23 protein-coding genes are annotated in these 25,983 nt (G+C 60.3%); 19 read left to right on the forward strand and 4 right to left on the reverse strand.

Annotation, left to right across the window (positions count from 1 at the left end):
* Positions 1-3,046: retention module-containing protein (locus F7R06_RS10245; RefSeq protein WP_151149668.1), on the reverse strand; the 3,046-nt coding region annotated here is incomplete at its 3' end.
* Positions 3,047-3,403: 357 nt separating this feature from the next.
* On the opposite strand from F7R06_RS10245, the gene F7R06_RS10250 reads away from it, so the two are divergent.
* The 7 genes from F7R06_RS10250 (at position 3,404) to F7R06_RS10280 (ending at position 12,241) form a co-directional block, all read left to right on the forward strand.
* Positions 3,404-4,756, forward strand: a complete 1,353-nt coding sequence (locus F7R06_RS10250) for a TolC family outer membrane protein (RefSeq protein ID WP_090327679.1) — start codon at positions 3,404-3,406, stop codon at positions 4,754-4,756.
* A 42-nt stretch (positions 4,757-4,798) separates the two neighbouring features.
* Positions 4,799-6,955, forward strand: a complete 2,157-nt coding sequence (locus F7R06_RS10255; protein ID WP_090327684.1) for a type I secretion system permease/ATPase — start codon at positions 4,799-4,801, stop codon at positions 6,953-6,955.
* Positions 6,945-8,309, forward strand: coding sequence for an HlyD family type I secretion periplasmic adaptor subunit (locus F7R06_RS10260; RefSeq protein ID WP_090327686.1), 1,365 nt, complete (start codon positions 6,945-6,947; stop codon positions 8,307-8,309). The genes F7R06_RS10255 and F7R06_RS10260 overlap by 11 nt, the downstream gene beginning before the upstream one ends.
* Positions 8,310-8,555: 246 nt before the next feature.
* Positions 8,556-9,443 carry a TauD/TfdA dioxygenase family protein gene (locus F7R06_RS10265; protein WP_090327689.1) on the forward strand — a complete coding sequence of 296 codons (888 nt, stop codon included), beginning with the start codon at positions 8,556-8,558 and terminating at the stop codon, positions 9,441-9,443.
* 18 nt (positions 9,444-9,461) lie between these two features.
* Positions 9,462-10,487, forward strand: coding sequence for an ABC transporter substrate-binding protein (locus F7R06_RS10270; RefSeq protein WP_090327691.1), 1,026 nt, complete (start codon positions 9,462-9,464; stop codon positions 10,485-10,487).
* A gap of 5 nt (positions 10,488-10,492) precedes the next feature.
* Positions 10,493-11,353, forward strand: coding sequence for an ABC transporter ATP-binding protein (locus tag F7R06_RS10275; protein WP_090327694.1), 861 nt, complete (start codon positions 10,493-10,495; stop codon positions 11,351-11,353).
* A 21-nt stretch (positions 11,354-11,374) separates the two neighbouring features.
* On the forward strand, positions 11,375-12,241 hold the full coding sequence (locus F7R06_RS10280) for an ABC transporter permease (protein ID WP_090327696.1): 867 nt from the start codon (positions 11,375-11,377) through the stop codon (positions 12,239-12,241).
* A 24-nt stretch (positions 12,242-12,265) separates the two neighbouring features.
* On the opposite strand, the gene F7R06_RS10285 is transcribed toward F7R06_RS10280, so the two are convergent.
* The gene (locus F7R06_RS10285) at positions 12,266-13,258 is read right to left on the reverse strand and encodes an RHS repeat-associated core domain-containing protein (protein WP_090327699.1); all 993 of its coding nucleotides are present in this window, start codon (positions 13,256-13,258) and stop codon (positions 12,266-12,268) included.
* Between the two features lie 372 nt (positions 13,259-13,630).
* Between F7R06_RS10285 and F7R06_RS10290 the strand changes: the two genes are divergently transcribed.
* The gene (locus tag F7R06_RS10290; protein ID WP_090327702.1) at positions 13,631-15,127 is read left to right on the forward strand and encodes a glycosyltransferase family 39 protein; all 1,497 of its coding nucleotides are present in this window, start codon (positions 13,631-13,633) and stop codon (positions 15,125-15,127) included.
* Positions 15,128-15,133: 6 nt separating this feature from the next.
* Here F7R06_RS10290 and F7R06_RS10295 read toward each other — a convergent pair whose 3' ends face one another.
* A complete protein-coding gene (locus tag F7R06_RS10295) occupies positions 15,134-15,892 on the reverse strand; it encodes a slipin family protein (RefSeq protein ID WP_090327704.1) in 759 nt (252 codons plus the stop codon).
* Positions 15,893-15,894: 2 nt separating this feature from the next.
* Positions 15,895-16,428 carry an NfeD family protein gene (locus F7R06_RS10300; protein ID WP_090327707.1) on the reverse strand — a complete coding sequence of 178 codons (534 nt, stop codon included), beginning with the start codon at positions 16,426-16,428 and terminating at the stop codon, positions 15,895-15,897.
* Between the two features lie 196 nt (positions 16,429-16,624).
* Between F7R06_RS10300 and F7R06_RS10305 the strand changes: the two genes are divergently transcribed.
* The 11 genes from F7R06_RS10305 (at position 16,625) to F7R06_RS10355 (ending at position 25,771) form a co-directional block, all read left to right on the forward strand.
* Positions 16,625-17,086, forward strand: coding sequence for an aminoacyl-tRNA deacylase (locus F7R06_RS10305; protein ID WP_090327709.1), 462 nt, complete (start codon positions 16,625-16,627; stop codon positions 17,084-17,086).
* 163 nt (positions 17,087-17,249) lie between these two features.
* Entirely contained in the window at positions 17,250-17,495 is a 246-nt protein-coding gene (locus tag F7R06_RS10310) for a DUF2789 domain-containing protein (RefSeq protein ID WP_090327712.1), read from the forward strand.
* Positions 17,496-17,577: 82 nt separating this feature from the next.
* Positions 17,578-17,823, forward strand: a complete 246-nt coding sequence (locus F7R06_RS10315; protein WP_090327715.1) for a type II toxin-antitoxin system Phd/YefM family antitoxin — start codon at positions 17,578-17,580, stop codon at positions 17,821-17,823.
* On the forward strand, positions 17,813-18,094 hold the full coding sequence (locus F7R06_RS10320; RefSeq protein WP_090327718.1) for a type II toxin-antitoxin system RelE family toxin: 282 nt from the start codon (positions 17,813-17,815) through the stop codon (positions 18,092-18,094). The genes F7R06_RS10315 and F7R06_RS10320 overlap by 11 nt, the downstream gene beginning before the upstream one ends.
* A 115-nt stretch (positions 18,095-18,209) precedes the next feature.
* Positions 18,210-18,638, forward strand: a complete 429-nt coding sequence (locus tag F7R06_RS10325; RefSeq protein ID WP_090327720.1) for a MarR family winged helix-turn-helix transcriptional regulator — start codon at positions 18,210-18,212, stop codon at positions 18,636-18,638.
* Complete coding sequence (locus tag F7R06_RS10330) at positions 18,635-20,707, forward strand: FUSC family protein (protein WP_090327723.1); 2,073 nt, start codon at positions 18,635-18,637, stop codon at positions 20,705-20,707. The genes F7R06_RS10325 and F7R06_RS10330 overlap by 4 nt, the downstream gene beginning before the upstream one ends.
* Positions 20,704-20,913, forward strand: coding sequence for a DUF1656 domain-containing protein (locus F7R06_RS10335; protein ID WP_047536034.1), 210 nt, complete (start codon positions 20,704-20,706; stop codon positions 20,911-20,913). Before F7R06_RS10330 ends, F7R06_RS10335 begins: the two co-directional genes overlap by 4 nt.
* Positions 20,910-21,797, forward strand: coding sequence for an efflux RND transporter periplasmic adaptor subunit (locus tag F7R06_RS10340; RefSeq protein WP_090327727.1), 888 nt, complete (start codon positions 20,910-20,912; stop codon positions 21,795-21,797). Before F7R06_RS10335 ends, F7R06_RS10340 begins: the two co-directional genes overlap by 4 nt.
* Positions 21,794-23,242, forward strand: a complete 1,449-nt coding sequence (locus tag F7R06_RS10345) for an efflux transporter outer membrane subunit (protein WP_090327730.1) — start codon at positions 21,794-21,796, stop codon at positions 23,240-23,242. Before F7R06_RS10340 ends, F7R06_RS10345 begins: the two co-directional genes overlap by 4 nt.
* A 92-nt stretch (positions 23,243-23,334) precedes the next feature.
* On the forward strand, positions 23,335-23,970 hold the full coding sequence (locus F7R06_RS10350) for an NADH:ubiquinone oxidoreductase subunit N (protein ID WP_090327733.1): 636 nt from the start codon (positions 23,335-23,337) through the stop codon (positions 23,968-23,970).
* Positions 23,971-24,265: 295 nt separating this feature from the next.
* Positions 24,266-25,771 carry a YdgA family protein gene (locus F7R06_RS10355; protein ID WP_090327735.1) on the forward strand — a complete coding sequence of 502 codons (1,506 nt, stop codon included), beginning with the start codon at positions 24,266-24,268 and terminating at the stop codon, positions 25,769-25,771.
* Positions 25,772-25,983 lie beyond the last annotated feature (212 nt).

Genomic DNA, 25,983 nt, shown 5'->3' on the forward strand with positions numbered 1-25,983 from the left:
AGCTGTCATCAACCGGCGTCACGCTGATGTTCAGGGTCGAAGTGACGTCCGCACCGGAACCGTCGGTGACGGTGTAGGTCACGGTCGGCACGCTGCCGTTGTAATTGGCGTCCGGGGTGAAGGTGTAAGCGCCGTTGGCGCCGATCACCAGGGTGCCGACGTTGGCGATGGTCGCTGTGCTGCCGGCCTGGTACTGGGTGCCGTCCACTGTGAAATTAACCACGCTGACGGGACCGTCAACGCTGTTGGTACCAGTGAGAACGCTACCGGTGACGGCCGACTCTTCAGCCGTGCTCACGTTTTCACTGAGATCGGTGAAGCTGTCATCAACCGGCGTCACGCTGATGTTCAGGGTCGAAGTGACGTCCGCACCGGAACCGTCGGTGACGGTGTAGGTCACGGTCGGCACGCTGCCGTTGTAATTGGCGTCCGGGGTGAAGGTGTAGGCGCCGTTGGCGCCGATCACCAGGGTGCCGACGTTGGCGATGGTGGCCGTGCTGCCGGCCTGGTACTGGGTGCCGTCCACTGTGAAATTAACCACGCTGACCGGGCCGTCGACGCTCGAAGTGCCGGTGAGGACGCTGCCGCTGACGGCGGAGTCTTCGGCCGTGGTTACGCTTTCGCTGAGGTCGGTGAAGCTGTCATCCACTGGGGTGACGCTGATGTTCAGGGTCGAAGTGACGTCCGCACCGGAACCGTCGGTGACGGTGTAGGTCACGGTCGGCACGCTGCCGTTGTAATTGGCGTCCGGGGTGAAGGTGTAGGCGCCGTTGGCGCCGATCACCAGGGTGCCGACGTTGGCGATGGTGGCCGTGCTGCCGGCCTGGTACTGGGTGCCGTCCACTGTGAAATTAACCACGCTGACCGGGCCGTCGACGCTCGAAGTGCCGGTGAGGACGCTGCCGCTGACGGCGGAGTCTTCGGCCGTGGTTACGCTTTCGCTGAGGTCGGTGAAGCTGTCATCAACCGGGGTCACGCTGATGTTCAGGGTCGAGGTGACGTCGGAGCCGGAACCGTCGGTGACGGTGTAGGTGACGGTCGGCACGCTGCCGTTGTAATTGGCGTCCGGGGTGAAGGTGTAGGCGCCGTTGGCGCCGATCACCAGGGTGCCGACGTTGGCGATGGTGGCGGTCTGGCCCGCAGTGAAAGTGCCATTGACGCCGTCGATGCTGAAGCTGAGCACGCTGACGGGACCGTCAACGCTCGACGTACCCGTCAACACGCTGCCGCTGATGGCTGAGTCTTCGGCCGTGGTTACGCTTTCGCTGAGGTCGGTGAAGCTGTCGTCCACCGGGGTCACGCTGATGTTCAGGGTCGAGGTGACGTCGGAGCCGGAACCGTCAGTGACGGTGTAGGTCACGGTCGGCACGCTGCCGTTGTAATTGGCGTCCGGGGTGAAGGTGTAGGCACCGTTGGCGCCGATCACCAGGGTGCCGACGTTGGCGATGGTGGCCGTGCTGCCAGCCTGGTATTGGGTGCCGTCCACTGTGAAATTAACCACGCTGACCGGGCCGTCAACGCTGCTGGTGCCGGTGAGAACGCTGCCGCTGATGGCGGTGTCTTCGGTTGTGCTTACGCTTTCGCTGAGGTCGGTGAAGCTGTCATCAACCGGGGTGACGCTGATATTCAACGTCGAAGTAACGTCTGCGCCGGAACCGTCGGTGACGGTGTAGGTGACGGTCGGCACTGCACCGTTGTAATTGGCGTCCGGAGTGAAGGTGTAAGCGCCGTTGGCACCGATCACCAGGGTGCCGACATTGGCGATGGTCGCTGTGCTGCCGGCCTGGTACTGGGTGCCGTCCACTGTGAAATTAACCACGCTGACGGGACCGTCAACGCTGTTGGTACCAGTGAGAACGCTACCGGTGACGGCCGACTCTTCAGCCGTGCTCACGTTTTCACTGAGATCGGTGAAGCTGTCATCAACCGGCGTCACGCTGATGTTCAGCGTCGAAGTTGTGCCGTCAGCGACGGTGTAGCTCACCGTCGGCACCGTGCCGTTGTAGTTCTCGGCCGGAGTAAAGGTGTAAGCCCCATTCGCCGCAATCACCAAGGTACCGACATTGGCGATGGTCGCGGTCTGACCCGCAGTGAAGGTGCCATTGACGCCGTCAATGGTGAAAGTGACCACGCTCAGCGGGTTGTCGATGTCGCTGTCATTGCTCAGTACGTTGCCGGTCGCAGGGGTGTCTTCGGCAATGGTTTGGGTGTCGGCAGTCAAGATGCTCGGATCATCGACCGCCGTCACGGTGAGGTCCAGGGTGCTGCTGGAGCCGGTGTTGGTGGTGTACGTAATTTGTGGCACAGCACCGTTGTAGTTGGCGTCCGGCGTGAAGGTGTAGTTGCCATTGGCACCAATGGTCAGCGAACCGACGCCGACGATCGTCGCAGTCTGGCCTGCGCTGAAGCTGCCGGCCACGCCGGTAATGGTGAAGCCGGTGATACTGAGCGGTGTGTTGGCATCGGTGTCGTTGTTCAGGAGATTGCCCGTGGCAATGCTGTCTTCAGCCAGAGTGCCAGTATCCGCGGTCAGTACGCTCGGAGCGTTGAGGGGCGTGACGTTCTGGTTGCCGGTATTGAGCGTAACGGGGGCCGCAGCGGCATCAGGACCGTTGGTTGGGAAACCGATGGTCGGGTCGACGCGCCCAGCCGTTGCATCGAGCATCACGAAGCTGTGACCACCACCGGCGGCACCACCTGAACCTGCGGCAGCCGGGCCGGCAGCAGTGGCTTCAAGGTCTTTGGTCGGGTCGGCGCCAGCGGCGATGGCTTGCTGCAGCTCTTCAACGGACGGCGCAGCCTGTGCGGTGGCGGCTGCAAGGTCAGTGCTGGAGTCCGGGGCATCAGCGTTCCACTGGGTGTCCCGGCCCAGATCGACGGTGCGGCCATCGGCCAGTTCCAGCGACACGGCACCGGAAAGGCCAGTGTCGATCTGGTCACCGGCAAACAGCTTGTCGCCTTCCACGAGAACACGGCGGACGCCCTCTGGGGACACCACGAAAACTTGACCGACAATGCTTTTGACGATGGCAACAACACTGCTCATTGAAGACTCTCCGGGGTGTCACGTTCAGTTGACTTCCATAGACCTGATGGCGTCTGCACCGATCAATCTGGACGTACATTGCAAATTAGATGCACAAATTTGACGCGGTTGATCGTCAATATTTTGGCTAGAATTTTTCGCTATTAACTTTATGCCAAACTATTGACCTTCTGGGGGGCATCCTAAACAATCGCCCCAGTAATGTCACATTGATATTTACGCTGTGACCTGTCCTCGGTATGTGATCCAGTTCCCGCTTTTGAGCTTTCCGACATACGGTCATTTCGCTTGCCATCTTCCGACACGGCGCGCTGTTCAGCCGTGATTCAAGACAAGAAGTTCTGGGAAATTCCTACAATGCGTTCGCCTTTGTTCATGGCTCTACCTTTCGCTCTCGCCGCGTCTTTCGCCCAGGCGCAATCCTTACAAGAAGCCATGCAACAAGCGCTGGATGTTCATCCGGAAGTCCAGGCAGGCGTCAACAGTCGATTGGCAGCGGATTATCAGCTAAAGGCAGCGCAAGGTGGATACCTGCCACGGGTCGACCTGCTGGGCGGTTATGGTCGTGAAGGCACCGATAGCGTGACTACACGCACGGGCGGCAGCAACAATCACTGGGAAACCTTGAATCGCAGTGAGTCAAGTTTGCGCCTGACCCAAATGGTCTTTGACGGTTTTGCGACGTCCAGCGAAGTGGGGCGTCAACAAGCCACCGTCAACTCCCGAGCCTACTCGCTGCTGAGTACTTCGGAGCGTACCGGGCTGACCGTGGCCCAGGTCTATCTCGACGTGCTGACTCGCCGCGAGTTCGTGCGTCTGGCCGAGGACAACCTAAAGAGCCACCAACGCATTTACGACCAGATTCAGCTGCGCACCCAGCGCGGCGTTGGCAGTGGCGCCGACCTCGATCAGGCCGAGGCCCGCATGGCCCAGGCGCGCAACAACCTGATCACCGAGCAGACCAATCTGGCTGACGCCGAAACCAACTACCTTGCCGCTGTTGGCCAGATGCCCGATCAACTGGAGCGCCCCGCGAGTTTCCTGGCGCTGATGCCGGCCAACCTGAATGAGGCACGTGCGCAGATGCTGGAAAACAGCCCGATCCTGCGCTCGGCCGAATCCGATATTGCCGCTGCCGAGAAACAGTACGACACGGCCAAGTCGACGTTCTACCCACGTTTCGATGCCGAGTTGGGTCGCACCGCCGATAACGATATTGATGGCCAGAACGGCCACAACAATGAATGGCAAGCCATGCTGCGCATGCGCTTCAACCTGTATTCGGGCGGCAGCAACAAGGCCGACCTGGAATCCAAGTCTTACCTGTCGAACCAGGCGCTGGACATTCGCAACAACGCCCTGCGCCAATTGAATGAAGAGCTGGGCCTGGCCTGGAACGCCCTCAACAATGCCAACGCGCAGGTCCCGATCGCCCAGCAATACGTCGACCACAGCGCCGCGGTGCGTACGGCTTACCAGCGTCAGTTCACCCTCGGCGAGCGTTCCTTGCTCGATTTGCTCGACAGTGAAAACGAATTGTTCACCTCTTCGCGCCGTCTGGTGGAGATCAAGAACATTCAGTTATTTACTCAGTACCGAATCAAGGCGACCATGGGCGAGTTGCTCAGGAGCCAGGGAGTGGTCGCACCTTTGGCATCCGTTGTGCAGAACGACGTGAAGCCCAAGGTCCAATTGCCCGGTTTGAATTGAGCACGACCTTCATTGTTCAATTGTTAGTCAAGAGTGCCGAGCGTGGAATCAGAAGTCAGTCGGGTTCAACTCATTCATGATCCGCGCGCGTTGCATGACGATCCGTTACTGGATGGTCTGCTCGCCCTTTGCATGCTGCATCAAAAGCCTGCCAGCGCGGCGATGCTGACCACTGGCCTGCCACTGCCCGAGCAGCGCTTGAGTGTCGACCTGTTGCCACGTGCGGCAGCTCGCGCCGGGCTACAAGGTCGGGTGCTGCAACGCAAGCTGGAGGATATTCCGGCGATTGCCATGCCGGCCTTGCTGCTGCTCAAGGGCGGTCGCAGTGCGGTCCTGCTCGGTTGGCAAGGCGAAGATCAGGTGCGGGTGCTGCTCAGTGAAAGCGATGGCGGTGAGTCCCTGGTCAGTCGTGAGCTGCTGGCCGATGACTACACCGGCAAAGTCTTTTTCGCCCAGCCGCAGCACAAGTTCGACGTCAATCACGGCACGCTGATACCGCGAGCGCGTTCATGGTTCCGCGACACTCTCAAGCGTTCACGCTGGTTGTACGCCGACGCCATCGCCGCGAGTTTCCTGATCAACATCATTGCCATGGCCGCGCCGTTGTTCGTGATGAACGTCTACGACCGCGTCGTGCCGAACCAGGCCGAGGCGACGCTGTGGGTGCTGGCACTTGGCATCACGGGCGCCTACCTCTTCGACCTGATCCTTAAAAGCCTGCGCAGTCTGTGCCTGGACCTGGCCGGCAAAAAAACCGACCTGATCATTTCGGCCACGCTGTTCGAGCGCATCGTCGGCATGGCCATGAAATACCGCCCAGCGCGGGTCGGCAGCTTTGCCCAGAACATCCACGAGTTTCAGAGCCTGCGCGACTTCCTGGCCTCGCTGACCCTCACCAGCCTGATCGACTTGCCGTTCACGATCCTGATTTTCGTCGTCATCGCGATCATCGGCGGGCACCTGGTGTGGATTCCGGTGCTGGCCTTCCCGATTGCCCTGGCCATCGGTTATGCCTTGCAAAAACCCCTGGTGGCGACCATGGAGCGGACCATGGCGCTGGGCGCCGAGCGTCAGTCGAGCCTGATCGAAACCCTGGCCGGCCTCGATGCGGTGAAGGTCAACAACGCCGAAAGCGAGCGCCAGTATCAGTGGGAGCAGACCATCGGTACCCTCAGCCGCCTTGAGCTGCGGGTGAAGATGCTATCCGGCCTGGCGATGAACATCACCTTGCTGATCCAGCAACTGGCTGGGGTGATCATGATCGTCTTCGGCGTCTACCAGATCATCGACGGTCACTTGAGCATGGGCGGCCTGATTGCCTGCTACATGCTCAGTGGCCGTGCGCTCAGCCCGCTGGCGTCGCTGTCCGGGCTGTTGACCCGTTACCAGCAGGCGCGGGTGACCATGACCTCGGTCGACCTGATGATGGAGCTGCCCCAGGAGCGCAACTTCGAAGAGCGCCCGCTCAGCCGCAAGGTGTTGCAGGGCGCTATTGAGTGCCGCCAGCTCAACTTCACCTATCCCGGGCAACAGAACCAGGCACTGAAGAACATCAACCTGGCGATTCGTCCCGGTGAGAAAATCGGCATCATTGGGCGAAGCGGCTCGGGCAAGAGTTCACTGGCGAAACTGTTGGTGGGGTTGTATCAGCCGGATGACGGCGCGTTACTGGTCGATGGTGTGGATATCCGTCAGATCGACGTCAGCGAACTGCGCTATAACATCGGCTACGTACCGCAGGACATTCAATTACTCGCCGGTACGTTACGCGACAACCTGGTGTCCGGCGCACGGTACGTCGAGGACGAACTGGTGCTGCAAGCCGCCGAGCTGGCTGGCGTCCACGAATATGCGCGCCTGCATCCCAAGGGCTATGAGCTGCAGGTCGGGGAGCGCGGGCAGAACCTCTCCGGCGGCCAACGACAAAACGTCGCCCTGGCCCGTGCCTTGTTGCTCAACCCGCCGATCCTGCTGCTCGACGAACCGACCAGCGCCATGGACAACACCGGCGAAGAGCGCCTCAAGCAGCGCATGGCCGCTGTGATCGAGAACAAGACCATGGTGCTGGTGACGCACCGGGCATCGCTGTTGTCGCTGGTGGATCGACTGATCGTGATCGATCGCGGGCAGATACTCGCAGACGGCCCGAAAGCCGCGGTGATGGAAGCGTTGAAGAAGGGGCAGATCAGTGTTGCTTAAGTCGGGTAAGGATTCGATCCGCCGCTACTTCAAAGGCTCCGCTTCGCTGCAGGGCCAGCCGCTGCCGGAGGTCAACAAGGCGCTGATCGAGGATGCGCCGCGGGTGGTGCGGCTGACGATCTGGGCGATCATCGCTTTCTTCGTGTTCCTGGTGTTTTGGGCCAACTTCGCGGTCATCGATGAAGTGACCAAGGGCGACGGCAAGGCGATTCCATCGTCGAAGATCCAGAAAATCCAGAACCTTGAGGGCGGTATCGTTTCCGAGCTGTTCGTCAAGGAAGGCCAGATTGTCGAGGCCGGCGCTCCGCTGATCCGCCTGGACGACACGCGATTTGCATCGAATGTCGGTGAAACCGAAGCCGATCGGTTGTCGATGTTGCTTCGGGTTGAACGCTTGAGCGCCGAGGTCGATGATCGCCCGCTGAACTTCCCGGAGGATGTGCTCAAGGCCGTGCCGGGTCAGGCCAAGAGCGAAGAATCGCTCTATATCAGCCGCCGCCAGCAGTTGCACGATGAGATTGGCGGCTTGCAGGAGCAGTTGATCCAGCGCCAGCAAGAGCTGCGCGAATTTACCTCCAAACAGGCGCAGTATCGCCAGCAGTTGGGCTTCCAGCGCCAAGAAATCAGCATGTCCGAGCCCTTGGTGGCTCAGGGGGCGGTATCGCCGGTGGAAGTCCTGCGTCTCAAGCGTGCCGAAGCCGAGACCCGTGGCCAGCTCGACGCCACAACACTGGCGATCCCGCGAGCCGAATCGGCGATCAAGGAAGTTCAGCGCAAGATCGACGAGACCCGCGGCAAGTTCCGCAGCGAAGCCCTGACCCAGCTCAATGAAGCGCGCACCGACCTGAACAAGGCCCAAGCCACCGGCAAGGCGCTGGAAGACCGGGTCAGCCGCACGCTGGTCACGTCGCCAGTACGGGGGATCGTCAACAAGTTGCTGGTCAACACCATTGGCGGGGTTATCCAGCCTGGCAGCGACCTGGTGGAAATCGTGCCGCTGGACGACACCTTGCTGGTCGAGGCGAAAATCCGCCCGCAGGACATCGCTTTCCTGCACCCGGGGCAGGAAGCGACAGTGAAGTTCACCGCCTATGACTACACAATCTACGGTGGTCTGAAGGCCAAGCTGGAACAGATTGGTGCCGACACAATCACGGATGAAGACAAGAAAACCACCTACTACATAATCAAGCTGCGCACAGAACGCAGTCACCTTGGCACCGACGAAAAACCTCTGCTGATCATTCCAGGGATGGTGGCTTCGGTGGACATCATCACCGGCAAGAAGACTATCCTCAGCTATCTGCTCAAGCCGATCATCCGGGCGCGCGCTGAGGCGTTGCACGAGCGCTAGTCCCTGGCTGGGGCTTGATGGCCGTCTTCGCTGGCTTGCCAGCGAAGACGGCGCCAAAACAGAGTACTGCAAAAGCCATATCGTTATTCTTTAACGGTATTTAAATTAGTCTTCTTATATCTATAAAGTCACTCCCCTGCGTACCTGCCGACCAATCGGCGCGCCGCACGACACGAACCAACACGACATCCGTGTGTTTCTGATCGACGCGCGCGCCCTTGAGCGTGCCGTGCGTGGGAGTGATTTATGTCTGCAACATCCGCATCGCCAAGCATCGCGCCACAATTTTTTGAAATCCGCCCGTTCAGCGGTGCGGTGGGTGCCGAAATCATCGGCCTCGATCTGTCCCGCCCGGTCAACGATCAGGACTTCGCCCGCATCCACCGCGCGCACCTGGATCATCACGTGGTGGTGTTCCGCGACCAGCGCATTACTCCCCGGCAGCAAATCGATTTCAGCCGCCGTTTTGGCGTGTTGCAGATCCATGTGCTCAAACAATTCCTGCTCGCTGGTCACCCGGAAATCCTCATCGTTTCCAACATCGTCGAGAACGGCCAGAACATCGGCCTCGGCGACGCCGGCAAGTTCTGGCACTCCGACCTGTCCTATAAAGACCTGCCAAGCCTGGGCTCGATGCTGCATGCCCAGGAGCTGCCGTCGGAAGGCGGCGACACGCTGTTCGCCGACATGCACAAAGCCTGGGACAACCTGCCCGAAGCGCTGCGCAAGGCGGTCGAAGGTCGCTCGGCCGCGCACTCCTATACGGCGCGCTACAGCGAGACCAAATTCGAAGGCAACTGGCGCCCGACCCTGACCCCGGAGCAACTGGCCCAGGTCGCCGAAGTGATTCACCCCGTCGTGCGTACCCATCCGGAAAACGGCCGCAAGGCGCTGTTCGTCAGTGAAGGCTTCACCACCCGCATCGTTGGTTTGCCCGAAGACGAGAGCAAGCAGCTGCTCGACGAGCTCTATGCCCATAGCGTGTTGCCGCAAAACATCTACCGCCATCAATGGCAGGCCCATGACCTGGTGTTCTGGGACAACCGTTCGCTGATCCACCTCGCCGCCGGATGCCCAAGCCATCTGCGCCGCAAGCTGTATCGCACCACCATCCAGGGCGACGCGCCCTTCTGATTTGTCGGAGATCTGATCATGTCCAAACGTCTTTCATTGGCCCCGCTGGCCGCAGCCATCGGCCTGGGTTTCAGCCTGATCGCCGGTAGCCTGGTGGCACCGACCGTGGCCCATGCCGAAGGTGAGATCCGCATCGCCGAACAGTTCGGCATCGTTTATCTGTTGCTCAACGTCGTGCGCGACCAGAACCTGATCGAGAAGTACGGCAAGCAGGAAGGCATCGACATCAAGGTCGACTGGACCCAGCTCTCCGGCGGTGCGGCGGTCAACGATGCGTTGCTCTCCGGTTCCATCGACATTGCCGGTGCCGGGGTCGGCCCATTGCTGACGATCTGGGACCGCACCCACGGCAAGCAAAACGTCAAGGCGGTGGCCTCGCTGGGCAACTTTCCGTACTACCTGGTGAGCAACAATCCGAAGGTCAAGACCATCGCCGACTTCACCGAGAAGGACCGCATCGCGGTGCCGGCCGTGGGCGTGTCGGTGCAGTCGCGCTTCCTGCAATACGCGGCCGCCAAGCAGTGGGGTGACAAGGAATTCAATCGCCTCGACAAGTACACCATCGCCGTGCCGCACCCCGACGCCACGGCAGCGCTGATCGCCGGTGGCACCGAATTGACCGGACACTTCTCCAACCCGCCGTTCCAGGATCAGGCGCTGGAAAACCCGAACGTCCACGTCGTGCTCAACTCCTATGACGTGCTCGGCCCGAACTCGCCGACGGTACTGTTCGCCACCGAGAAGTTCCGCAATGAGAACCCGAAAACCTACAAAGCCTTTGTTGAAGCGTTGACCGAAGCCGCGCAATTCGCGCAGAACGACAAAGGCGCGGCGGCGGACACTTACATCCGCGTCACCAAGGCCAAGATCGACCGTGCGGCATTGTTGAAAATCATCGACAACCCGCAGTTCGAATTCAGCGTCACGCCGAAAAATACCTACCCGCTGGCCGAGTTCCTCTACCGCGTGGGGGCGATCAAAAACAAACCGGATTCATGGAAGGATTACTTTTTCCAGGACGCCAAACCGCTGCAAGGGAGCTGACCGACATGAACGCCCCTTTGCAAGGCCACACGGTCAGCAAACCGGCCGCGGCAGCCCAGGCGCTGCTGTCGGTCGACAAGGTCAGCCTCGAATACCGCACGCCGCAACGGGTGGTGCGAGCGACCCACCAGGTGAGCTTCGAAATCGATCCGGCGGACCGCTTTGTCCTGCTCGGCCCGTCCGGTTGCGGCAAGTCGACCTTGCTCAAGGCCGCCGCCGGATTCATCCAGCCCGTCGAAGGCGAGATCCGGTTGCAAGGCCAGCGCGTCGATGCGCCGGGGCCGGACCGGATCGTGGTGTTCCAGGAATTCGATCAACTGCCGCCGTGGAAAACCGTCAAACAGAACGTGATGTTTCCGCTGCTGGCCTCCAAAACCCTCAAGCGCAAAGAGGCCGAAGAGCGGGCGCTGCACTACCTGGAGAAGGTCGGTCTGGCGGCGTTTGCCGATGCCTATCCGCATACCCTGTCGGGCGGCATGAAGGCGCGGGTCGCCATTGCCCGGGCGTTGGCCATGCAGCCGAAAATCCTCCTGATGGACGAACCCTTCGCCGCCCTCGACGCGCTGACCCGACGCAAGATGCAGGAAGAGTTGCTGCTGCTCTGGGAGGAGGTGCGCTTCACGCTGTTGTTCGTCACTCACTCCATCGAAGAGGCGCTGGTGGTGGGCAACCGGATCCTGCTGTTGTCGCCGCATCCGGGGCGGGTGCGCGCGGAAGTCCACAGCCATCAATACGATTTGCACAGCCTTGGCGGCGTTGCGTTCCAAGAGTCGGCGCGGCGTATCCATCGATTGTTGTTTGATGAAGGTCAGTCGCCGGAAACCGAGCGCGCGCTGGATTTCGCCGACATCCGCATCGCGTATTGAGCCAGTTGAGAGGAGGGCCCGATGAGCCATTTATCATCCCCGCGTGAAGAGTTCGAAATCGTCCTGCAACCGCTGACCAGTGTGCCGCTGGAGCGAGAGTTACCGCTGGGCCAGCGCCTGTGGCAACAGGGCTGGTTGCGCAAAAGCCTGATCCTGATTCTGCTCGCCGTCCTGTGGGAAGCCGTCGCCCGATATCAGAACAACGATTTGCTGTTGCCGGGTTTTCTGCAAACCAGCCATGCGCTGTATGACGGCCTGCTCAGTGGCGAGTTGTTGGGCAAGGTGTGGATTTCGCTGGTGGTGCTGGTCAAGGGGTACCTGATCGGCATCGTCCTGGCGTTCGCCCTGACCACCCTGGCGGTGTCGACCCAGTTCGGTCGTGACCTGCTCAGCACCCTGACCTCGATGTTCAACCCGCTGCCGGCGATTGCACTGCTGCCGCTGGCGCTGCTGTGGTTCGGGCTGGGGCAGAACAGCCTGATTTTCGTGCTGGTGCATTCGGTGCTCTGGGCCTTGGCGCTGAACACCTACGCCGGGTTTCTCGGCGTCTCGGAAACCCTGCGCATGGCCGGGCGCAATTACGGTCTCAAGGGCATGCGCTTCGTCCTGTTCATCCTCATTCCCGCCGCGCTGCCGTCGATCCTCGCCGGGCTGAAAATCGGCTGGGCGTTTGCCTGGCGCACGCTGATCGCCGCCGAACTGGTGTTTGGTGCCACCAGCGGCAAGGGCGGATTGGGCTGGTACATCTTTCAGAATCGCAATGAGCTGTACACCGACAAGGTGTTTGCCGGGTTGGCGGTGGTGATTTTGATTGGGCTGCTGGTGGAGAATTTGGTGTTTGATTCGCTGGAGCGGGTGACGGTGAAGCGGTGGGGGATGGTGCGGTAAGTGTATTAGTCACTATTTTGGCCCTTATCTCCGTTGTCGTATTGCCTGCGCAGGAGGGAGGCCGTCCATCCGATCCAAAGCTTCTCTGCGTACTCGAACCTGATGCCTGGGTGGTGGCGCCCCATTAACTCCTATTGGTTGGGGAAACGATGAAAGCATCCTGTGATTGTCGGTTTTCGGCGACGGCCTTTCGAACAAATTCGGGTCTTGCCTTGAGTAAACTGGTAATACATCACCTGCAGGTAGCAGAGTTGAGCGATTTAGGGGATAGACGGGGGGGCTTAGTGGCTTGACAGTTGAAGCGCCAGTCTGTGGATAAAGCTCGAAGTAAGCAGGAGGGCTGCCTGGCGGTCTGCTGAATGGAGCTTCGTACCACCCTAGGTGTGTGAAGTTTGCGCGCATGGACCGATAGCCAAGATAAGTCGAGGCCGCACCGGATACCAAACTTGTAGTGGCAAGTAATTGAGATGCCTGAGGAGCAATATCAAACATGCTTGAAAGTCCTGCAGCCACCCCCGTCACACCGGATAGTGTGCCTAAACCATTTGCGAGGGTAGCTCGTCCGCGATTGAACAATAAAGAACCAATATTCAATCCCGTTCCTACTGATGAAGCCAGGTAACCGATAGCCCCTAGCTCTCTAGTGGCGGAAAGTAAAGAAATCACTCCCCAGTGCCCCGTCGGATCCACCCGATTCACCGGATCCCCCACGCAATACATATACGCATTCAACCCACCCCCACCAAACGGACTCCAACTGTCCGGACTGTGAAAGCGCATCAATCGCGTGTTGTAGGCGCGGTAGCCGTTGCCCGGCAAGTACCAGCCGAATCTGGCTTCGCGCAATTGGCCGTTGAAACCCAGCGCCGTCGCGACTTCCTGCTGCGCAGACTGTTCGCCGTAGGCGGTATAGCCGATGGTGTTGATCTTGCCTTCGACGCTTTCGCCAATGATCGATTGGCTGCTGTTGGTCGCCAGCAGTATCACGCGTTGCCGAATGGTTTTTGCTTGAGTCATACAGCGAATTCCGCCAGGGACATCTTGGCGTTTAGTTCTACTCGCCGCGCTCACGATTGAGAACTATCAGAACTGCTAGGTCTTGGCGGCTCACACCCTGCTTGGCCGGAGCGAACCCGGTATCGACAGCCTGGCCGAAGCCGTTCGTCAGAATCAGATCGCCCTGCGGACGACGCGACAGCGGTATATGGAAGGGATGGCCGGTAGCGTCGGTGTATCCGCTGGCTGTGGCGACTGACATTAGCCTAAAGTGAGCGGAACGTTTCGGCAGTGCAGGTGAACAGAGTGGTAGTGGAGGCGCAAAGAAAAGAGCGGTTGGTCAAATCCCGGCCAGCGCCCGAGAATTTGGCAGTGTCCGACTCGAGGCAGCGAATGCTTTGGTATGGCGGCGGTTTGTTGATCCTGGTGCTGGCTATCGTGACCCGGTTATATGGCCTGACCGATGCCGCGATTTGGGGCGATGAAGGTTCCAGCCTGTTGATGAGCCGCTACACCCTGGACGGCATCTGGGCCCATGCCGCCCATGACGTCCATCCGCCGATGTATTTCATGATGCTGCACGGCTGGATCGGGCTGTTTGGCGATGGCATTTTTTCGATACGCAGTTTGAGTGCGCTGCCGGGTGTAGTGTCGGTCATGCTGGGCATGTGGCTGGTCCGCCTGATCGCCAATCCGCGCGCGGCATTGCTGGCCGGGTTGATGCTGGCGCTCCTGCCCACGGCGGTGCGCTACAGCCAGGAAGTGCGGATGTATTCGTGGCTGGGGGTGTGGCTGCTCGGCGCCACCATTGCGCTGGTGCATTGGGTCAAGCAGCCTCGCCACACCCATGCATTGGTGATCTACGCGTTGCTGATGGCCACCGCGTTCTACACCCACTATTTCACCGCGCTCTGTGTGCTCGTCCATTGGGCGTACTTGCTGGTGCTGCGCCTGAACCCGGACCAACCCTCCCATTACATCACTCGCCCGGCCTGGTGGCTGAGCAATGTGGCCATTGTGGTGCTGTTTGCTCCGTGGATCCCTGGCCTGGTCGATTTGACCCGGCACATGGAGGAGCTCAAGGCCAGCGGCGACGTGGGTTGGGAGTCGCCGGTCACCCTCAGCTCCCTGCCGTCGATGGTCTGGGATTTTCTGATCCAGGACGATGGGGATAACTTGCCCCGGCTCCTGTTCGTCGCGATGCCAGTGCTGTTGCTGAGCGTGATCCTGCTGACGGTCTGGCGTGATCGCAGCCGCTATCGCTGGAGTGCGCTGCTGGCGCTCTACACCGTGCTGCCGTTGTTGCTGGTTTATGGGGTTTCGTTTATTTCGCCGGTGTTCATCGAGCGTTATTTGAACGCCTATGCGTTGGGTCTGCCGCTGATCATGGCGCTGGCCATCGACCGCTTGCTGGGCGGCTTTCGGGTATTGGCGCTCGGGTTGCTGGTGCTCTTTGTCGGCGCCGAGCTGGTCGGGCTGAAAACCAATGCCACGGTGGATGTGAATGACCAGACCAGTGTAATGGTCGAGTTCGTCAACCAGCACTACGTGGCCGGTGACCGAATCGTTATCAGCGACATGCTCTGGTACATGAGCTACGTCTACTACAACCGCACCGACACGGAACCGCTGCTCTACACCCCGCCCCTGGCCAACGGAACATCCAGCCGCCCGAATGATTATGGCTTTGGCACGCTGGTCAACGGTGATGCGCCAAGGATCTACCTCGACCAGCTCAGTCAACTGCCCAGGGGAACCGGTCGCGTGTGGTTGATCAGCACGGCGGATCAACCCGACGAATTCGCCCCGCTGCCCGGCGGTTGGCAGAAAGTCGCCGAGACCGCTGCCGGGAACACTCGGGCACGGTTGTTTGTCATGGCGGGTGAGTGACGGTGCTCAAGATTTCGACGACAGGTCCGCCATGCCCTTGAGCAGCTCGATCGGCAGTGGGAAGACGATGGTCGAACTCTTGTCGCCGGCGATCGAGCTGAGCGTCTGCATGTAGCGCAGTTGCATGGCCCCCGGCTGGCGGCCGAGCATTTCAGCGGCCTGCATGAGTTTTTCCGAGGCCTGCAATTCGCCTTCGGCGTGGATCACCTTGGCCCGGCGCTCACGCTCCGCTTCGGCCTGTTTGGCAATGGCGCGAATCATCGATTCATTGAGGTCCACGTGCTTGATTTCGACATTGGCCACTTTGATGCCCCATGCATCGGTCTGGGCGTCGAGCACTTGCTGGATATCGAGATTCAGCCGTTCGCGCTCGGCCAGCAGCTCGTCGAGTTCGTGCTTGCCCAGCACCGCGCGCAAGGTGGTTTGCGCCAACTGGCTGGTGGCCATCAGGAAGTCCTCGACCTGGATAATCGCCTTCTGTGGGTCGAGCACGCGGAAGTACAGCACGGCATTGACCTTGACCGAGACGTTGTCGCGGGTGATCACGTCTTGCGGCGGGACGTCGAGCACCACGGTGCGCAAGTCGACGCGAACCATTTGCTGAACCACCGGAATCAACAGAATCAGGCCCGGGCCTTTGACCTGCCAGAAGCGTCCGAGCTGGAACACCACCCCGCGTTCGTATTCACGCAGGATGCGGAAGGTCGAACCGGCCAGCGCGATCAGCAGTAACAGCAGCGCGGCAAAACCCAATTGCAGACCCATGACTATTCTCCCGCCGGCACCGCGTCAGTCGCGGCCACTTTCAGCATTAATCCCTTGCGCGACACCACGCGTACCTTTTGCCCGATCTGCAGGGGCTTGGCGCTCGATACTTGCCAGCATTCGCCCTGTAAATGCACCCAGCCGTGGCAGGCATCGTCGGCCTGCAATGACGTGATCGGGGTCACACTGCCGACCAGCACGGCATCGCCGCTGATGGTGTGGCGCGGGCGGGTCTTCAGGGCGCGGATCAGCAGGAACGCCAGCAGCAGTGCACTGATCAGGCCCAACACAATCATCAACGGAGCGGGCAGTTCGGCATTGGTCAGGATCAGCGCACCGATCACGAACATCACGATTCCACCCAGGCCAATCACGCCGTAATTGGGCAGGGCCGCCTCGGCGATCAGGAACGCGAGGCCGAAGGTGATCAACCAGACGCCGGCGGGATTGGTCGCCGGTAGCCCGACAGTGTCTGCGGCGAAGGCCGATGCGCTCAACGCCAATAGCAGTGCAACGGTGCAACAGCGCGTGTTCACGTCACCCTCCGGGAGAGTCGTGGGCGGTTCTGTATACAGTTTAGTTGACCGTTTGGTTGTATGAATTTTGTTCAGATGTCGACGTGTCCAATGGGCGGATTTCCCACCGGATTGGCCCGGCGGGCCTAGACTTTCACTACGTGGAAAAGCGTCAACCATCGTCCGCCAGACGTTGTTGCGGACACCGAGGTGCATCATGCGTATGGCAAGAACCGTGCAGAGAAGCCTGGAAAAGGCGCAATGCGAATATGAGATCGTCACCCACCCTCACTCGGCCAGTAGCCTGGAAACGGCGCGAGTCGCGGGCATTCCTGCCGAGCGGGTGGCCAAGTCGGTCATCCTCGACGACCACCACGGCCATTACCTGATGGCCGTGTTGCCCGCCAGTCGCCACCTGGACCTGAGCAAAGTCCGCAGCAGCGGCGAATGGCAGGTCTCCCGGGAAAGCAATCTGCCGCACCTGTTCGATGACTGCGAACGCGGCGCCGTGCCTGCTCTGGGTGAGGCTTATGGGCTGGACGTGGTCATCGATCCGCTGCTGACCCGGCAAAAAGACATCTATCTGGAAGCCGGCAATCACATCAACCTGCTGCACATGGACATGCCGCAGTTCCTGAAAATGGTGCCGCATGCCGAGGTGCGGGAGTTGAGTCATTGAGTTTCGCGACGCCAGTGCCGCCGTCAATCGCGGGCAAGCCTCGCTCCCACAGTGATTGATTTGAGCCGCAGATTTGTGATCAACACTGAACCTGTGGGAGCGGGCTTGCCCGCGATTGACCGCGCAGCGGTCACCCATTCAAGCCTTCCCCAAGGAGCCAGCCATGGAAAACCCGACCCACAGCCTCCCATCGCTATTCAAACAACTCGGCCTGCCCGACGACGCCGAAAGCATCGATAAATTCATCGCCACCCATTCGCCGCTCAAACCGGAACTGCACCTGGCGGATGCGTTCTTCTGGACCCAGAGCCAGGCGGATTTTCTGCGCGACGATATTCTGGAGGATGCCGATTGGGCGGAGGTGGTGGATCAGCTGGATGTGATGTTGAGGAAGGGGCGGGGAGCATAGGAAATCTGATGGGAGGCAGTTTGCCAGATTGCTCACTTGGAAAAAACAGACCAGAATTACGACCTTATTTGAGGTCTTAATTATGCAAAGTGTTCTGGCCGACATGGCTGTCAGTGTGTCCGAATTAAAGAAAAACCCGACTGCCGTTTTAAATGGCGCCCACGGCGGGCCTGTCGCGGTGCTCAATCACAATCGAGTCATGGGCTATATGGTCCCTGCCGATGTGTTCGAGGCCATGATGGAGCGCCTTGATGACCTTTCGCTGGCGGAAATCGTTCGTTCTCGTCGTCATGAAACACCGGTCCCGGTAAGCCTGGATGACTTATAAGCTCGAATTCCTGCCATCTGCACGCAAGGAATGGGACAAGCTTGGACATACGTTGCGCGAGCAATTCAAAAAGAAGCTGGCAGAGCGACTCGAATTGCCTCGAATTCCGGCTGACGCACTTCATGGCATGCCTGATTGCTACAAAATCAAACTTAAGTCTTCGGGTTACCGATTGGTCTACGAGGTTATCGATGATCGCGTAGTCGTTTCTGTCGTAGCGGTCGGGAAACGTGAACGTAGTGAAGTCTATGAGCGAGCCAAAAAACGCTAACAGGCATGAATTTGTTTCAAAACTTGACGGAAAAACCTCTCCAATGCCATATTGATAGTTAGCAAACTAACAGTGTGTATTCTCTCCCGTGCCGAATAACCTCGACGCTCTCCAGATGAACATCAGCAGCTCCATGGTGGTGGCCGCCAGGCATTGGCGGAAGATCTGCCAGAGCACACTGGTCAACTATGGAATTTCCGAAGCCTGTGCCGTGCCGTTGCTGATGATCGGGCGCCTGGGTGAGGGTGTGCGTCAGGTGACGGTGGCGCAGGCGGCAGGGATGGAGAGTCCGTCCCTGGTGCGTTTGCTCGATCAGCTGTGTCATGCCGGCTACGTCTGTCGCACCGAGGATGCCCAGGATCGCCGCGCCAAATGCCTGAGCCTTACCGACAGCGGCCGGACACTGGTGCAAGCCGTCGAAGTTGAACTGGTGCGCCTGCGCAATGAGGTGCTCGAGGGCATTGATCAGCGCGATCTGGAAGCCACGTTGCGTGTCTTGAAGGCCTTTGAGTTGGCCGTTCCGTTTCCGGTGGTCAACCCTTGAACGGCTTTTTTACCGGCATGCCCCCGGCGCGGGACTGGTTCTTTGGCGTGCGCACGTTCGCCGCCTCGATGATTGCGCTCTACATCGCCTTGCTCATGCAAATGCCGCGTCCTTACTGGGCGATGGCCACGGTGTATATCGTTTCCAGCCCGTTTGTCGGCCCCACCAGTTCCAAGGCGCTGTACCGCGCAGTGGGCACTTTTCTCGGCGCTGCGGCGGCGGTTTTTTTCGTGCCGATGTTTGTCCAGAGCCCCTATGTGCTGGTGCTGGTCATTGCGCTGTGGACCGGGATTCTGCTGTTTCTGTCCCTGCACCTGCGCACCGCCAACAACTACGCCTTGATGCTCGCCGGTTACACCTTGCCGCTGATCGCCCTGCCGGTGGTGAATAACCCGTTGGCGGTTTGGGACGTGGCCGAGGCGCGCACGGAGGAGATCTTCCTCGGTATCGCCGTGGCGGCGGTCGTCGGCGCGATGTTCTGGCCGCGGCGGCTGGCCCCGGTGTTCAACGATTCGGTGAGCAAATGGTTTGCCGATGCCTCGACCTACAGCCTGCAATTCCTCAGTCGCCAGGTGCAGCCCGGCGAAATCAGTGCGTTGCGTGCGGCGATGGTGACGACTTTCAACAGCCTGGAACTGATGATCGGCCAGTTGCCCCACGAAGGCGCGCGGCCGCAAACGGTGCGCAATACCAAGGAACTGCGCGGGCGGATGATTCATCTGCTGACCGTAGTCGACGCCCTTGACGATGCGCTCTACGCCCTGGAACGGCGCACCCCCGAACTTGTGGATAAATTCGCGCCACTCCTCGGCGCCGCCAGCGAATGGCTGCAACACAAGGACGCGGACATCCATCGTTGGCAGGCGCTGAAAGACCAGCTCGAAGCCCTGCAACCCAGTGCCGAGGCGCTGCAGGATCGCAAGCAGCTGCTGTTCTCCAACGCGCTGTACCGCCTCGGCGAGTGGATTGATCTGTGGCAGGACTGCCGCAGTCTGCAAATCGCCATCCAATGCGAAAACCTGGACAGTTGGCGCGCGGTGTATCGGCATTGGCGCCTCGGGCGGCTGTCGCCCTTTCTGGATCGCGGCCTGATGCTTTATTCAGCGGCGTCCACCGTCACCGCGATCATCGTCGCCTCCGTGCTGTGGATTCTGCTGGGCTGGACCGACGGCGGCGCCGCGGTGATTCTGGCGGCGGTGGCGTGCAGCTTCTTCGCCTCGATGGACGACCCCGCACCGCAGATATACCGGTTCTTTTTCTGGACGGCGATGTCGGTGTTGTTCGCCAGCCTTTACCTGTTTCTGGTGCTGCCCAACCTGCACGATTTCCCGATGCTGGTGCTGGCGTTCGCCGTGCCGTTCATCGTCGTCGGTACCCTGACGGTCAAGCCGCAGTTTTACCTGGGCATGTTGCTGACGCTGGTCAACACCTCGTCCTTCATCAGTATTCAGGGCGCGTATGACGCGGACTTCCTCAGCTTTGCCAACTCCAATCTGGCCGGCCCCGTGGGTTTGCTGTTTGCATTCGTCTGGACCCTGATCGCCCGGCCCTTCGGCGCCGAGCTGGCGGCCAAGCGTCTGACCCGTTTCAGCTGGCGCGACATTGTCGGCCTGTCCGAGCCCGCCACGCTGGCCGAGCACCGGCACCTGGGTGTGCAGATGCTCGACCGCTTGATGCAGCATTTGCCGCGTCTGGCCATGACCGGCCAGGACACCGGCATCGCCCTGCGGGAAGTCCGCGTGGCGTTGAACATGCTCGACCTGCTCGCCTACGCGCCGCGTATCGACGGGACGCCGAACGCGCTGCTGCGTCAGGTGGTGGCCGAGGTTGGCGAATACTTCAAGGCGTGTCTCAAGGCTGGCGAGCGCTTGCCCGCGCCGAGCCCGTTGCTGATGACCATGGACCGTACCCGTCGCGCGCTTGGCGGTGCGGGCGATGACGAAACCCGCCTGCATCTGTTGCACGCCTTGAGTGGCTTGCGCCTGGCGTTGTTGCCCGGCGTCGAATTTGTCGGGTCCGCCGAGCTCGAAGAACCGCTTCCCCATGGGATCGATGGAGCGCCCTTATGATTGGTGATCTGGATCTGAGCGGGGTGTTCCTGCCCACGCTGCTGGTGCTGATGGGCATTACGTATGTGTTGTTTCTGTTGGTGCACGGGGTGCTCACGCGCCTGCACTTTTACCGTCTGGTCTGGCACCGGGCATTGTTTAACGTGGCTCTCTACGCCTTGCTGCTTGGCGTCGTGGACTCACTCAGTCGATACCTGATGACATGAAAAAACCTTTATTGACCATCGGCCGCGTGGTCCTGACCCTGTTGATCGTGAGCTTCGCCGTGGTCGTGGTCTGGCGCATGGTGATGTATTACATGTTTGCCCCCTGGACCCGCGACGGCCACATCCGCGCCGACATCGTGCAGATCGCCCCGGACGTCTCCGGGTTGATCCAGCAAGTGGACGTGCGCGACAACCAGCCGGTCAAGCGCGGCCAGGTGCTGTTCAGCATCGATCAGGACCGGTTCAAACTGGCCCTGCGCCAGGCGAAAGCCGCAGTCGCCGACCGCGAGGAAACCCTGGCCCAGGCCCAGCGTGAAGCCAAGCGCAACAAGGGCCTGGGTAATCTGGTGCCCGCCGAACAGCTGGAAGAAAGCCAGTCCAAAGTCGCCCGCGCCCAAGTGGCGTTGATGGAAGCCCAGGTGGCAGTGGACAGTGCCCAGCTCAACCTCGACCGCTCGGTGATTCGCAGCCCGGTGGACGGTTACGTCAACGATCGTGCGCCGCGCACCCAGGAGTTTGTCAGTGCTGGGCGGCCGGTACTGTCCATCGTCGACAGCAATTCGTTTCACATCGACGGCTATTTCGAAGAAACCAAACTGGACGGCATCCATGTCGGTCAGAGCGTCGACATCCGGGTGATCGGTGACCGCGCGCGCCTGCGTGGCCACGTGGAAAGCATCGTCGCCGGTATCGAAGACCGCGACCGCACCAGTGGCAACAACCTGTTACCCAACGTCAACCCGGCGTTCAGTTGGGTGCGCCTGGCGCAGCGGATTCCGGTGCGAATTGCCTTCGATGACGTTCCGGCGGATTTCCGCATGATCGCCGGGCGCACCGCGACCGTATCGATCATCGACGACCAGGTCCGGGAGCCGGCGCAATGAGCAAAGCCTCGGGTTTGGCGGTCGCCGGGTTAGGCCTGTTGCTGTCGGCGTGTCAGGTGGTCGGGCCGGACTATCACCTGCCGGAGGCGGCGGCCATCCACCGTGAGGACTTGCAGGGCGAGCTGGCGGTGGAGGGCAAGCCGGTGGTCTCGGCGCCGGTGCCTGCCGATTGGTGGCGCCTGTATCGGGACCCGCGCCTGGATCAACTGGTGCAGCAGGCCATGGCCTCCAACACTGATCTGCGCGTGGCGGCGGCCAGTCTGTTGCGCGCGCGTGCGCAAGTCGACGAGGCCGAGGCGGCCGGTGGCTGGAGCGGCGGCGTGAAAATGGGCGCCGAACGTTTGCAGGAGTCCGGCCAGGCCTTCCTGTTGCCGGAAAAGGTGCCGGTGGCCAACATCGGCGATATCGGTATTTCCGCGTCGTACCAGTTCGACCTGTTCGGTACGCTGCAGCGCGGCATCGAAGCGGCCAAGGCCAATGCCGATGCCACCCAGGCCGCCGCCGATACCGCACGCATCACCTTGGTAGCCGATGTCGTGCGCGCTTACACCCAAGTCTGCGCGGCCAACGAAGAGCGGGAGATTGCCCAGCACTCGCTCGACCTGCAATCCCAGAGCACTACACTGATCCAGCGCTTGCGCGATGCCGGACGCGGCGACGAAACCCAGGTCACGCGTTCGCAAACCCAATTCAAGTCATTGCGTGCCGACATGCCACGTTATGAGGCGGCGCGTCAGGCCGGGCTGTTCCGTTTATCGATGCTGCTGGCCAAACCGGTGGATCAATTACCGGCGGGCACCGCGACCTGCGCCGAACTGCCGAAAATCGCGCAACTGGTGCCCGTGGGCGATGGCGCAGCGTTGCTCAAGCGTCGTCCCGACGTGCGGCAGGCCGAGCGCCGACTGGCCGCCGCAACCGCTGGCATCGGCATCGCCACGGGCGAGCTGTACCCGAACATCAGCATCGGCGCGACCATCGGCACCGTCGGCATCCTCGGTGATCTCGGCGAGCCCTCCACCAATCGCTGGGGCTTCGGACCGTCGCTGACCTGGACCGTACCGTCCAACGGCACCCGCGCACGCATCCGTGAGGCCGAAGCCACGACCCAGGGCGTGTTGGCGCACTTCGACGGCGTTGTACTCAACGCCATTCGCGAAACCCAGACCGCCCTGACCCAGTACTCAGCGCTGCTGCAACGCCGCGATGCCCTGGCCGATGCCGAGCAATCGGCGAAACTGGCGGCCGACCAGACCCACCGCTTCTTCCAGGCTGGCCGCGCGTCGTTCCTGGCGGACCTGCAAGCGACGCGCACCTACACCGACGTCACGGCGCAACTGGCGACGGCGAACACGCAAGTTGCCATGAGCCAGATCGATTTGTTCCTCGCCCTGGGCGGTGGTTGGGAAAGCGGACGAACGCAAGCGTCGAACTCCAGCAAACCCTGAGGCCGTTGCTATGCTTTGAAGTGTTGGAGGGGCGTTGGAGCAAAGCGCCCTTGCTTCGCACAAGGCTCGCGCAGGTCATGGGGAAACCAATAATGAAAAACCCTTATGCTCTCGGTTTCTGGTGCGCCGTCGTGGCGTTGGTGCTGCTTTCGGCCACCTATTTCTACGGCATCATGCTGACCCTCCAGATCGACAAGGCTCTGGTGTTTCTCGACAGCGCCACCGCGCTGATTGCCGTGATGTCCATCGCGGTAGTGGCCTGGGCTTCGGTCCAGAACCAGCGAACCAAAAAAAGACAACTCGAACAAGGCAAGACCCTGGTGCTGATCTGGGACACCAAGGTCGCGCTGCGTCGTGTCGAAACGGTGTTCGATCGCTATTTCTGGGGCAGCTACTGGCAACCGGGGCGCACGTTTCAGGAAGTCATGGGCGAACTGACCGGCACGCCGCTGGAAAAGAGCCTGGAGACCTTGAAAAAGCAATGCCTGGAGCTCGACAAGCAAGTGGCCGACGACGGCTGGCACTGGCTCAACAATGCGCGAGAACTGGCCGATGTCGCCACCGCCATGGCCCGCGAACGCTATCAGCTGGATTTCTGCGACCCGCGGGGGGAAGTGATGGGCGGGGCGGTGATCAATCGCGACTTTGAAGTGTTGGTGTACACCTGGACTGCGCGGCTCAAGACCTTTGATCACCAGCTCGATGAGATCGAGGTTCAGTATTCCTGATTCTGTGTCGTCAGGTCTGACGCCATCGTCGGAACGCCATCGCGAGCAAGCTCGCTCCCACAGGAGTTCGCATTCCAATGTGGGAGCGAGCCTGCTCGCGATGGCAATCGCATGGACATCGAATACTTACCTGCATACGCAGCCCCATAGACACTCTTTCACCTTTAATCCTTGGGCCGTCCATCGCGCCTGATGCTACTCTGCATCCCACTTTCAGCGCTGTCGCGACCGCAACCCGCCATGGGTTCAGGGAAGACGACTACACCTTAAACAACGGACATTGATTGGGTCATTCATGAATAAATCTGCAGGCGTGCTTCTGGGAATCGTCGTTGCCATCGGTGCTATCAGCGCTGGCGGTGCCTGGTACACCGGCACCAAGATTGAAGGGGTGGTGAACGCCTCCCTGGCTGACGCCAACCAGCAACTGCAAGCCGCGCTGGTCGGTCATAAAGGTACGGCGTCACTGGAACTGGTATCGCTGGAGCGCCACGTGTTCAGCAGCACCGCGCACTATCGCCTCAAGGGCGAGGGTGAAATGTTCGGCGAGGAGCCGGTCGAGCTGCTGTTTGTCGACCATATCGAACACGGTCCGCTGCCATTCTCGCGCCTGGTATCGCTGAAATGGTTGCCGGTCATGGCCACCAGTCACTACGAACTGGAAAAGACACCGCTCACCGAAAAATGGTTTGCCGCCGCCAAGGATGTCTCTCCGCTCAAAGGCGTGGTCAACATCGGCTACGACAATTCCACCAATGGCACGCTGGAAATGCTGCCGTTGGAAACGGCACTGGATGACAAGTCCAGCCTGAAGTTTTCCGGCCTGAAGCTCGATGTCGCTGCCAGCGCCCAGGCGCAGAAGGTCAAGGCCGACGGCTACATGGACAGCCTGAAGCTGATCACCGTTTCCGAAGATCAGGCACCGGTGCAGGTTGAATTGAACGGCCTGACCCTGGCCAGCAACCTGACCAAAAGCACCTACGGCTATTACACCGGCGAGAACACCGTCTCGCTGAGCAACAGCCAGACCACGTTCGGTCCCAAACAGTCAGTGCTGGGGCTCAAGAGTTTCGAAATGAAGAACCAGACCGAAGAATCGGGCACCAGCGCCTCCGGACGTGCCGATTACAAGGTGGGTGAAGTGTCCTTGAACGGCAAGGCGGTCGGTTCGGCACAGATGGCGATGAGCCTGAAGAACCTCGACATTCCGGCAACGATGTCGCTGATGCAGATTTACCAGAGCAAGCTGCAACCTTACGAGCAGCTCGCCGCCGAGGCCGCCGAGGCGGGTCAGCCGGTGCCGGAACTGAAGCTGACCGACGCCGAAGAGACGCAACTGAAAACCGGTCTGGAGCAATTGCTGGCGGCGGGCCCGCAGGTGGCCCTGGAAAATCTCTCGTTCAAGACCACCAACGGCGAAAGCCGCGCCAACCTGGTGCTGGATCTGACCAAGCCGCAATCGATCGAATTGCCGACCGACCAACTGATCAGGCAGTTGATTGCGCTGTTGGACATCAATGTCCAAGTGTCCAAGCCAATGCTGGTTGATGTGTTCACCGTGCAATCGCAAATCGACGGCCAGACCGATGCCAAGCTGATCGCCGATCAGGCCACCGCCACTGCAGACATGTTTGGCAGCATGGCCGTCGGCTCGCAACTGGCGAAACTGGATGGAAGCAACATTGTCAGCAAACTGCACTACGCCAACAATCAGGTCGAGTTCAACGGCCAGAAAATGACCGTCGAAGAATTTGTCGGTTTCGTCATGAGCAAATTTGCTGGCGCAGGCGAGGTTCAATAAAACCGCAATCCTTCAGGAAACGCCCGGCCTCTGCGCAATGCAGGCGCCGGGCGTTTTGCTTTCTGTGGTTGATGCGGTCGATCCTATCCTCATCACCGTGTTCAGATACGGCTGTAGGACGGCATTTGAGATGCACTGCTTCATTTAAAAAAAACGGCGCAATTGTTCAAGGTTGCGCCAAATCCTGGTGCCACCCTATGAAAGCTCCAGCT

The organism is Pseudomonas moorei, assembly GCF_008801475.1.
Taxonomy (GTDB): domain Bacteria; phylum Pseudomonadota; class Gammaproteobacteria; order Pseudomonadales; family Pseudomonadaceae; genus Aquipseudomonas; species Aquipseudomonas moorei.